Raw genomic sequence first — 11,440 nt, forward strand, 5'->3', positions numbered from 1 at the left:
GATATTAGAGTGGGATATTATTGAAAGGAGTTGATACTTTGAGTAAATATTATTCTATACATGAATTTTCAAAAATTATAGGCGTATCTGCCCAGACATTACGAAATTGGGATGCCAATGGAAAACTTCATCCGCATCATACTACAGTAAGTGGTTATAGATATTATTCTGATGAGTAACTCAACCAGGTAATAAATGTAAAGCCTAAAAACCGCATTACAATTGGATATTGTCGTGTTTCCAGTCATAAACAAAAAGATGATCTGGAACGACAGATTGATAATGTTAAAACATATCTTCTGGCAAAAGGACAGCCGTTTGAGATAATAAGTGATATCGGTTCCGGAATTAATTATAAGAAAAAAGGGCTCCAGGAATTGATCAGGCGAATATCTCAAAATCAGGTTGAAAAGGTTGTTGTTTTGTATAAAGATCGGTTACTGCGATTTGGTTTTGAGTTGATAGAATATATCGCTTCACTTTATAATTGTGAGATTGAGATTATTGATAATACTGAAAAGTCCGAACAGCAGGAACTTGTTGAAGATCTGGTTCAGATAATCACTGTATTCAGTTGCAAATTACAAGGAAAACGAGCAAACAAAGCTAAGAAACTTATCCGGGAATTAATACAGGAGGAAGCAGATGGTAAAAGCCATAAAAGTAATGTTGATACCAAATAACGTGCAGAAAACTAAGTTGTTTCAGTACGCCGGTGCTTCAAGATTTGCCTATAACTGGGCTTTGGCAAGGGAAATAGAAAACTATGAAAAAGGCGGAAAATTCATTTCAGATGCAGAACTCAGAAAAGAATTTACAAAGCTTAGACATTCTGATGAATATGCATGGTTATTGAATATTTCAAATAATGTAACAAAACAGGCGATCAAAGATGCCTGTACTGCTTATAAGAACTTTTTCAGGGGGTTGCAGAAATTCCCGAGATTCAAGTCAAAAAAGAGGTCAATGCCGAAGTTCTATCAGGACAACGTTAAGATACGATTCAGTAATACCCATGTTAAATTTGAAGGCTTTTCCTCCAGCAGGAAAGCCAACAAACAAAAAATGAATTGGGTAAGACTTGCAGAACATGGACGAATTCCGACAAATGCTAAATATATGAATCCGCGAATATCCTTTGACGGATTGAACTGGTGGATCAGTGTATGTGTAGAATTTCCTGACTGCAGGGAAATACTTAATGATGACGGAGTCGGCATAGACCTGGGAATCAAAGATTTGGCTGTCTGCTCTGATGGGACTAAGTATAAGAACATCAATAAGAGTCAGAAAGTAAAGAAATCAGAAAAACAGAAACGCAGATTACAGCGTAGTATCTCTCGTTCTTACGAGAAAAATAAGAAAGGGGAAAGTTACTGTAAAACAAATAATGTAATCAAAAAGGAAAAACTTTTATTAAAACGAAATCACAGATTAACAAACATCCGTAAAAATTATTTAAATCAGACCATATCGGAGATCGTAAATCGAAAACCAAGATTTATATGTATTGAAGATCTGAATGTCAGCGGAATGATGAAAAACAGACATTTATCCAAAGCAGTTCAGGCACAGGGATTTTTTGGGTTTAGAAAACAGCTTGAATATAGGTGTAGCGATAAAGGGATCCAGCTTATTGTGGCTGATCGGTTTTATCCATCATCAAAGCTTTGCAGCTGTTGTGGAAACATCAAAAAAGATCTGAAGTTATCTGACAGAGTTTATAGATGTGCGTGTGGGAATATGATTGACAGAGATTTCCAGGCATCTATAAATCTCAAGACTTATGGAGAACAATTTGCAGGCTGACACTGAAACGTTAATGCAAATATGTACGGATACGTTAGTCCGGAATTTACGCCTATGGAGAGTACAAGAACTTGTGAGTAGATAGATATTTATATCATCAAAAGCATACTCGTTGAAGTAGGAATGAAACATAGAAGTTTATAACTTTTTATAAGTTTTCAGTAACGGACAGTAAAATGAAGTTAGGTATTCTGGGAGCAGGAGGCATTGCTTCTACTATGGCGAAAACAGTGGCAGGAATGAAAGATGTGGAGGCGTATGCGGTTGCTGCCCGTGATCTGGAACGTGCCCGGGAATTTGCACAGAAATATGAAGTAAAAAAAGCATATGGATCCTATGAGGAAATGCTGGCAGATGATGAGGTTGGACTGGTTTATATCGCAACTCCTCATTCACACCATTATCTGCATGCGAAAATGTGTCTGGAAGCGGGAAAGCATGTGCTTTGTGAAAAGGCATTTACTGTAAATGCAGAGCAGGCACAAAAATTATTTGACCTTGCAAAAGAGAAAAAGCTTCTGATCACAGAAGCAATCTGGACAAGATATATGCCGTCCAGAAAGATGATCAACGATATTATTGAAAGTGGTGTGATCGGAGAAGTTACGGCAGTTACCGCGAATCTCAGCTATACAGTAAGTCATGTGGAACGTATCCGTAAACCGGAGCTTGCAGGAGGTGCTCTTCTGGATGTAGGCGTATATCCGATCAATTTTGCCTCCATGGTGCTTGGCGATAAGGTAAAGGATGTAAAGGCTACTGCAATCTTTCAGAATGGAGTGGATATTCTGGACAGCATTGCCATGGTGTTTGAGGGAGACCGCATGGCAACCCTTCAGTGTGGAGCAAGAGAAATCTCAGACAGAATGGGAAGTATTTTCGGAACCAGAGGATATATGCAGGTGCAGAATATCAATAATCCGGAAAAGATTACAGTGTTTGATACCGAACATAAAGAAGTGGCTTCTTATGTTGTGCCGGAACAGATCTCAGGATATGAATATGAGGTAGAATCCTGCATGAAAGCAATTCATGAGGGAAAAACGGAGTGTCCGGAAATGCCTCATGCGGAAACAATAAGGATTATGAAAATCATGGATGACATCCGTAAATCCTGGAATTATGAGATTCCCTGTATCGAATAAAAAGTGTGGAATAATCTTATAAAAAAGACCAGTAATGTTTTTGACATATACCCGAAACATTACTGGCTTTTCTGATATTCATGACCATTAGATTACATATCATTTCGTAATTACAGAAACATTTCCGTCCAGTGGTATATTAATTAGGTAAATTGATACTTTTATATTTTATTATCTGGAGGAGAAGAATGAAAAGTAATTACAAAATTTTTACAGCAGTTTTTTTATCGGCAATTATGACAGCAGCAGCTCCGTTAACAGTATGCGGGGCGGAAGTTTTTTCGGCGGGAGAATCTTTCAGTGATGGAACAGGGAGTATTCCTGCCATATTGACAGATATGGTTCTGCCGGGTGGAGAGATTGGAACAGAATATCAGGTACAGCTTGAAGCTGATACAGATGTGAGCTGGAGTCTGGAGGAGGGAAGCGAGCTTCCGGCGGGACTTACGTTGTCTTCCGGGGGAGTGATCAGCGGAACACCGCAGAAGGAAGGGAGTTTCAGCTTTACTGTACAGGCGGACAATGGTATTGGAGTTTCTTCACAGGAACTGAGCCTTTATGTTGCACAGCGTGAGCAGGAACCTGTTATAAAGCAGTATGAGCTGACATCAGGTACTGCTTTGATCGATCTGGGAATTCATGCAGAGGGAGAACAGTCACGTAAGCGGTTATTTCTTTATAATGCAGGAACAGATTCGCTTCATCTCTCTGATTTTCCGCAGAGCAGATATTTTGATTTTTCCTATGCACCGATTTTCGATACAAATACGGATGAAGAAATGCAGCCCGGAAGTTGTGCGGCTGTGGACATTGATGATAAGAAGGATCTGCCTGCCGGAAATTATGAAGAGACAGTGACATTTGAGACAAAAGAAGGTGCTTCCTGTAAGGTTACTCTGAAAGTAATTGTGGGAGCTTCCTCTGAAAAAGATTATGAGCTGAGTATAGAAACAGGTACAGAAGAAGAGTTTACAGAAAGCGATTTCTATGATCCGGAATTTCGTGTGGAGAAGTATGTAGTAGTCAGAAATTCAGGGAAAAAGGAAACCAGAATACGGGTAGACACTTCCGGTCTTAAGAACTTTGAAGTAGATGACCAGATGGCAAAGTGGACAGAAGATTATGAGGAACAGGATTCCAAAAAGCTGCTGAAACCGGGAGAAACGCTTTATTTTTATATATTGCCGAAGCAGGAATACGGAATTTATGATGAAACGTTTGCATTTCTCGCAGATGACGGAAGCAGATATCCTCTTCATGTTACAATGAACAGAGAGAAGAATCCGACAGAAAAGAAGCAGCTGGAAATTACTGAAAAGTCTGCCGGGGCTTTTCCGACAATGCAGTGGGGTTATAAGACACTTCCGGAAGCAAAGACATATATTCTGAAAAATGTTACTGACACAGATATGAAGCTGTCTTTTAACCGCAGTAAAGAATGCAGTGTGTCATTGTCCGGAAATGCTTATCTGGCACCTGGGGAGAGCACAGAACTGAGACTCTTGCCAAAACTGGGGCTTTCGGTGGGAAAATATAGTTTTCAGGTGACTGTGACTGCGAAAACAGTGGCAGGAGAACACCTGACAACGCAGAATCTGTATAATTCTTTTATTGTAGGAGACCGGACTTATCAGGGACTGGCAGATGCTGTTGAGCCTGTGACCGGAATTACCAATGGTGCAGAAAAAACAGCTGATGCTTTGCATCTGCCAGATTGGCTGGAAGTTTATGGTACCGAGGTGGATGGAAAGAAAACAACATTTTCTGCATCTGTGAAGTGGGATGTGGAGGATTGTGTGTATGATCCGAAAAGCAAGGCAGCTCAAAGTTTTACAGTGACCGGTCATCTGGAACTGAATGAAGATGAAAATAATGAAGGACTGGACACTGCTGTGCAGATAATGGTACAGGTGGATGCATATCAGACATTAAACAGACCGGTTATTGACTTATTGAGAACCGGAGTGAGAACAAATTATGCAATGCTTTATCTGAGAGATCTTTCCAACGAAGCAGACGGCTATCAGTTTGTGACAGCCAAATCTCAGAAGGATCTGAAAAAAGGGAATTATACTGCGCAGACAAAAATTACAAATTCTGAACTGAATCAATATCCTGAGCTGAAGTATATTCCGGAGGGAACACATAGTCTTTATTGCAGGGCATACAAAGAGAACAGCAGCCATGTTATGGAATATGGGGAATGGTCAGACGGGGTTCCGGTTACGGTAAAGGTAAAGACTCCGGACGCACCTGTGGTTCAGAAGGTGCAGGTGAAGAAAAATGATGTCAGAATAGTACTTAACAGCAAGGGTGAGGAACCGGACGGTTACGATGTTGTTGCTGCCAGAAGTAAGAACGGAAAAGAACCATCGGATTATATAAAGGTAAAGAGTGGGTATTCCGGAAGCAGTAAAGAGCTTATCTTACGGGGCGTACCGGCAGGAACGTGGTATATTGGCGTACATGCTTATAAATATCTGAATGGGAGCGATACCAAAGTGCTCAGTAAATGGGCAGAGGTCAGGAAGGTAACTGTAAAAACAAGCCTTGTAACAGGAAAACCTGCTGTTAAATCAGCTAAGGTTTCCAGACAGGGAACAAAAAGAAATGTAACGGTGACGTTTACCGTTCCAAAGTCCTGTGATGGAACAGACTGGGTACTGGCAAAGAAAGTTTCCAAATCTGATGACGGCAGCTATGCAGGTGTAAGCAGTTATGCTTATACAAAGAAAAATCAGACAAAAACCACGGTGGTCTTTAAAAGTGTGAAGCCCGGAGTCTACTACCTTGCAGGACGTGCCTATGTAAAAGGCTATGCAAAAAGTTATACGAAATGGTCGAAAATAAAGAAAATAGTTGTGAAATAAGCACTGCTGTCATTTGTTTCACAGAGATTTCACTTTTAAGAAGAAAAATCCCCCTTTTACCAGGCGTTTATACCTGCTTTTTCCTGTAATACTCAAAGTTTACGGTACTGCCACTTATTATACTCAAATCTTGTCTGAATTTGGAGATAAATAATGTCCTTTTTATGACAGATAAGGGACATATGAGGCATCAAAGCCTGTGGAGTATGTAATAATGAACAGGAAAAGCACATTATGATAAAGGCAATGACATTTTTAGAAAATGTAGAAAGGACAACAAAATGAAGCAGAAAAAGATTGTAATTATTATGGCAGGGATTTTAACAGCAGCGGCTGCTATGACGGGCTGTGCGGAACAGAATAAAACAGCGACACAGGTTGATTATACACAGAATTCACAGGGGAAATCCGAACAGACAAAACAAAAAACAGCAGAAAAATCTCAGCCGGATAAAAAACAGGTAAATAAAAGTACATCCGGTGGAAAAGAAAATTCAAATCAGACTGCGGATAAGAAGACGAAAGTATTTGCCTCATCCAATAATGCGGGCGATGTACAGAATTCAGGGAATGATGCGGATAATACAGATGATTCACAGAATACAGATGATTCACAGAATACATACGTGGACAATAATTCATCTGAAAATAATGGCTCAACAGGCGACGGTGGCAATCAAATTGATCAGACAGCAGATCAGGCGATGATATATGACAGTGAGGGAAATGGAAGACTGATTTCTCAGGCTGACGATGGAAACTGGTATGACAGTGACGGAAATTGTTATGGAAGCTGGGAGGATATTGGGCGTGCTATGGATGAAGATGGTGTTACGGATCAGGATGGCAATAAATACTACTGGACCTGGACCGCACCTGATGATGCATCAGGAAAAGTAAGAGATCCGTATGACCTGTATTCCTGGGATCCGGGAACCAATTCCTATATACCGTTTCAGGCTGCGGAATCTGACTGTAGTCCTATAGGCAGAGGAAACGGCTGGTATTATTATGATGAAGACAGCGGCGAATATGTTCCGTGGTAAAAAATAAGAAAACAAAAGAAACAGTTTTGAAATCATTTTGATGGGTTTCAAAACTGTTTCTTTTTATATACAAGAAATAGTGAAGGGGCATATCCGGCAGAATCAGTGAAAAGAATTCTGCCGGATGTTTATCTGGTAAAGATCAGCTGATCAGTTTCAGGAAAGTATTTCTGTCACAGGTTCCGGAAACCGTTAAGCCCTGTGCCTTCTGGAATGCCTTTACAGCAGAGAGAAGTCCTGAGCCAAAGGTACCGGGAATCTCTACACCGTTTGGATCATAAGCACGTAAAAGAAGGAGAATCTCAGCGGCAGTTACCATATACTGGGTTTCACCGCTTTTTACGTAATGTTTACCAAGGGCATTGCTTGTGTTAGTTCCCCAGATACCGTCTACATCCAGACCGGCACCATAATCTTTGTTCAGAGCTGTCTGAAGAACTTTAATAGCTGCTTTCTTAGTGGCAGCATCTCTTTTCCCGGTAATGGAGATGCCAGTATTGGCAAATTTATTGGCATAACTCTGACCTTTGCGGATTTTGGCATTTCCAGTAGTTGGCTGTGGTTCTGGATCCGTAGATGTAGAATCTTCATTATAACGAAGAACACAATCCCACGGGCAGTTGTAGTAATTCTGGATTTTAATTTCGTTGCCATTCTGGTCACCCGGAGTACCACCGTGGGCTCCACCATTTTCATTTATACTGGCAGAAACTACTTTGCCGTTGCCGATATGCATAACTGTATGGCGTGCAATGTTTAACAGTACATCACCGCGTTTCATACCGCTTCCGTTGTCAAGATTAACACTGGAAGTAACGTCTTTGAATCCGCAAGACAGGAAAACAGACTTCATACTTTTGGTATTATAAGCTCCTTTTGTTTTTACAGGTACACCAGCCTGCTGCCATGCAGAGATTACCAGTGAAGAACAATCGTAGTCCGGTCCCCATCTGTTATCCTGATCATATCCGTGTGCCGGATCGTTTGCGATTTCAATTGCCCATGTTACTGCTTTTTCTGTTTTTGTCATTTTTTTATCCTCCTGAAATTTGATTATTTATTTGCTCACCGGTGATACATCTTATAAAGAGTGAGAAAAGGGAAAAATGTAAACATGAAACAGAAAAAAATAAAAAGCATTTCCTGATTGTTGCTTCGAGGTCAGAAAAATGCTTTTCGAGGACAAAAACACGAAAATTGTCGAATTGTAATTATATTTAATCCTGATGAGAGGCCTGGTATATTTTCAGTATTTTTACAATGTATTCAGTCTGGCGTTCACCCATTTGATTCATGATTGAAATCGCATCCTGAATAGCCGGGCTTTGAATATCTTTATTATGAGGAAGCAGATCATAAAGAAAATAGTCAAGTCCCACATCAAGAATTTCAGAAAGCTTAAGGAGATTTTCAATAGTAGGCATATACTTACCTGTTTCAATCCGGCTGATCGTACTTACAGATAAACCACTTAATTCTTCCAGGTGTTCCTGGGTAATATTTCTGTTGATCCGAGCTTCTGCAATTCTTTTTCCGATAGTATTGTTTTTCATAAATAAAAATCCTTTCCTTTGATAAAGTTTAACAGACGGAATTAAATATGTATAAGGATATAAATGACAAGCGACTAATCAAATTTGATATGTTTTATGACAGGAGGAATATAGGAATATGGACGAATATACAAAGGATTTGTATACCATGATGTTTTCTTTGCAGACTTTGCAAAATCAGGGAATTACAATCAGAGAAACTGTATATAAAAGTCTGGACAAATTACTGTTATGGAATAAAGAATCTGAAAACAGTAAATATCTCGAATTAGCGTTGCTTCATATGCAGGCTTATGCTAATATGGGATTTGCTTTAGATGAAGAAAATAAGACAATACGTGAGATATTAAAAAAGACAGGAAAGACCAGAGAAGACTTTTTCCCGAAAGGATATCTTCTTGGAAAGAGAATTAAACTGACCAAGTCACAGGTTCGTGGTATGATTGGAAGATGGAGACCTTCCAGAGACAGTCCGATGACAATCGGAGAACTGGTGGATGATATCATCAGAAAGGTAAAAAACCATGAGGAAGGCAGATACATTTATCAGTATCACAGAACTGATGTGACAACCAAAGGGGATATCGAGGTTTATGAGCTGGTCATCAATAAGGATGAAAGTTATTTTTATGATGTGAAGAAATTCAGATTTTATACATTCATGGAGGAATAATTGCTATGATAAGAATAATGATTCTGGATGATGACGAAATGTATCTGAAAAAAGAAAAGGATATCACAGAACAGTATTTTGCAGAGAAAAACGTAGATTGCACGGTAACGATATACCAGAATGTGGAATGGTTTCTGCTGGGATTGAATGAAGAAAAATTCGATATGTATATTCTGGATATCCGGATGCCTGGAGAAAACGGAATAGAGGCAGCGAGGGAAATTCGCAGACTTTATCCGGATCCGGTTATTATATTTATTACAAATTTTGTGGATTATGCAATAGAAGCATATGAGGTAAACACCTATCGTTATATCCCCAAAGAGTGTCTGAAGGAAAAACTTCCGCAGGCTTATGATGCGCTTCTTCCTGGAATTATGGAGAAAGAAGAGCGGTACTATATCATAAATAAAAGAAATGAAGTTGAAAAACTGGCATATTCTGATATTTTCTATATGAAAAAAGAAGGAAAATATGTCATTTTTGTGCACAGGCGTGGGGAAGTAAAGATCAGAGCAAGTCTGTCAACAGTAGAAAAGGAACTGAATTCAAAAGAATTTATTATATCTGACAGAGGATATCTTGCAAACATCCAACATGTGATGAAGATGAAAGGAAGGGATCTTTATATGCGGGACGGTAATATTATTACAGTTGGCAGAGAAAGATTCAAAGGTGTCAGAGAAGCAATTCTGAATTACTGGGGGGTATGAAGAATGCTGAAAGTTTTATTGTATGGACTGGCAACGTTTATGGAGACAGGGATAGGTGTCTGGATATTTAGCCAGACGTTTTCTGAACGAAGAATATTAGAAAAAAAATATTATGTTCTAGAATGGCTGTTGTATTCTTTGATTTTTTTTGGAATTTATAATTTTTCTGTTTCATTATGGCAGATTGATAAAAAAATAGAAAAATATGTCATAAAAGTTATTTGTATATACATAATTGGATTAATTGCAGGAATTATATATGATATTTTTTTTGTAAAGAAAAAGGAGATGGTCTTAAGAAGAATATTATATATCGGCATGATATTTTGGTTAACTGCTCAGTATTGGGCTGGATATCAATCGTTGTTAATGATTATTCTTGGGAGTGGAATAATTGTATTATATGTTTTTTGCTACTTTGATTGCACATTTAAACAGGCATATGTTTGGAATTTTTTCTATGCAGTTAATATAGGATTGATAAAAGAGGCTTATGTTGTATATGCAGGGGTGTTTAACCATAAACAGTGGGATGATTTTTATTCATATCCGAGAGGACATACATATCAGGAAGTTATATTTTGGATTTTAGGCTGTTTATTCATATTTTGGATAATTAAATTTATTTTGTCAGTAAACAGTATAAAAGGAATATTGCGTACACGTCTGAAGGAACTTTTTATTATTGGATTGTTAGAGTATGTTTTATTAATAGTTAGCATCATATACAAATTTGGTACGATTAAAAAGGAAAATTTTGTAATGACCGCATGTTTATTAGCAGTTAGTAATATAGCATTGATTGGTGTATATGTTAAGTTTCAAAAAAAGACCCTAGAAATGAGAAATCAGATTTTAGATATGAGATGCAAATTAATGGAAGAAGAATATGAAGAATTGAGAATGTCATATGACCGGTATCGGTGTTTGGTGCACGATGAAAAACATTTGCTTTTATATATAAAAGAATGCCTGGAAAATGGAGAACTGGATTCATGTATCACTTTTTTGAATCATTACAAGAGAGAAAGCATTAGATATAGTGGAGTAGCGTGGACAGGAATTCCAGAAATAAATTTTATGTTGAATATAAAAGTGCGAAAAATGGAAGAAAAGAATATTTTTTTTAAAGTAGATTCAAAAATAGAAAAAATTCCGATGAAAGACATAGATTTTGTTGTACTCCTAGGAAATCTTTTGGATAATGCAATAGAAGCTGCTGAAAAGTGTGAAGAGGGAAAAGGTAAAATTACGTGTATTTTTCGAAATATTAATGATATGTTTATTTTTAAAGTAAAGAATACAAGCATATATAAACCTTATGAAAAAAACACTAAATTTTATACAAGTAAAAAAGAGAAAGATGAGCACGGATGGGGGATTGAAAGTGTCAAACAAATTGTAAGAAAGTATAATGGTGAAATAGATTTTAAATATGATAAAGATTTTTTTGAAGTAGAAATAATAATTAGCGATAATACATAATGGGAGAGTGACGGTTATGAACGAAATGAATGATAAAATAATAGGAAATGTGGAAAAAGAATTAGATGAAATAGAGATAATAGATACGGAAAGTATAGAAGAGAAATTGTCTTTTATTGTATATGGAACTATAGTGTGTTGCTGAA

At 37.9% G+C, this 11,440-nt stretch carries 10 protein-coding genes and 1 pseudogene; 9 read left to right on the forward strand and 2 right to left on the reverse strand.

Annotated elements, in window-relative coordinates:
• Window positions 1–38 precede the first annotated feature (38 nt).
• The 5 genes and pseudogenes from LJE09_RS04595 (at window position 39) to LJE09_RS04615 (ending at window position 6,870) form a co-directional block, all read left to right on the forward strand.
• Window positions 39–683: pseudogene (locus tag LJE09_RS04595) on the forward strand (IS607 family transposase).
• Window positions 646–1,809, forward strand: a complete 1,164-nt coding sequence (locus LJE09_RS04600) for an RNA-guided endonuclease InsQ/TnpB family protein (protein ID WP_227311017.1) — start codon at window positions 646–648, stop codon at window positions 1,807–1,809. The pseudogene LJE09_RS04595 and the gene LJE09_RS04600 overlap by 38 nt, the downstream one beginning before the upstream one ends.
• Window positions 1,810–1,985: 176 nt before the next feature.
• The gene (locus LJE09_RS04605; RefSeq protein WP_161234398.1) at window positions 1,986–2,954 is read left to right on the forward strand and encodes a Gfo/Idh/MocA family protein; all 969 of its coding nucleotides are present in this window, start codon (window positions 1,986–1,988) and stop codon (window positions 2,952–2,954) included.
• 188 nt (window positions 2,955–3,142) lie between these two features.
• Window positions 3,143–5,824, forward strand: a complete 2,682-nt coding sequence (locus LJE09_RS04610) for an Ig domain-containing protein (RefSeq protein WP_227311019.1) — start codon at window positions 3,143–3,145, stop codon at window positions 5,822–5,824.
• A gap of 281 nt (window positions 5,825–6,105) precedes the next feature.
• Entirely contained in the window at window positions 6,106–6,870 is a 765-nt protein-coding gene (locus tag LJE09_RS04615) for a hypothetical protein (protein WP_118338614.1), read from the forward strand.
• Window positions 6,871–7,012: 142 nt separating this feature from the next.
• On the opposite strand, the gene LJE09_RS04620 is transcribed toward LJE09_RS04615, so the two are convergent.
• Entirely contained in the window at window positions 7,013–7,900 is an 888-nt protein-coding gene (locus LJE09_RS04620) for a C40 family peptidase (RefSeq protein WP_055152296.1), read from the reverse strand.
• Between the two features lie 187 nt (window positions 7,901–8,087).
• Window positions 8,088–8,423 carry a helix-turn-helix domain-containing protein gene (locus LJE09_RS04625; protein ID WP_025579785.1) on the reverse strand — a complete coding sequence of 112 codons (336 nt, stop codon included), beginning with the start codon at window positions 8,421–8,423 and terminating at the stop codon, window positions 8,088–8,090.
• Between the two features lie 118 nt (window positions 8,424–8,541).
• On the opposite strand from LJE09_RS04625, the gene LJE09_RS04630 reads away from it, so the two are divergent.
• Genes LJE09_RS04630 through LJE09_RS17910 form a run of 4 tightly spaced genes read left to right on the forward strand, consistent with a single transcriptional unit; the run spans window position 8,542 to window position 11,439 of the window.
• Window positions 8,542–9,096, forward strand: coding sequence for a hypothetical protein (locus LJE09_RS04630; protein ID WP_025579787.1), 555 nt, complete (start codon window positions 8,542–8,544; stop codon window positions 9,094–9,096).
• Window positions 9,097–9,101: 5 nt separating this feature from the next.
• Window positions 9,102–9,809 carry a LytR/AlgR family response regulator transcription factor gene (locus LJE09_RS04635; RefSeq protein ID WP_025579789.1) on the forward strand — a complete coding sequence of 236 codons (708 nt, stop codon included), beginning with the start codon at window positions 9,102–9,104 and terminating at the stop codon, window positions 9,807–9,809.
• A 3-nt stretch (window positions 9,810–9,812) separates the two neighbouring features.
• Entirely contained in the window at window positions 9,813–11,294 is a 1,482-nt protein-coding gene (locus LJE09_RS04640; RefSeq protein WP_118338613.1) for an ATP-binding protein, read from the forward strand.
• Between the two features lie 16 nt (window positions 11,295–11,310).
• Window positions 11,311–11,439 (forward strand): hypothetical protein, encoded by a 129-nt coding sequence (locus LJE09_RS17910; RefSeq protein WP_255601783.1) that lies wholly within the window; start codon window positions 11,311–11,313, stop codon window positions 11,437–11,439.
• Window position 11,440: the final 1 nt, after the last annotated feature.

Origin of the sequence: Blautia sp. DFI.3.45 (genome assembly GCF_020593505.1) — a bacterium.
GTDB classification, from domain to species: Bacteria; Bacillota; Clostridia; order Lachnospirales; family Lachnospiraceae; genus Blautia_A; species Blautia_A wexlerae.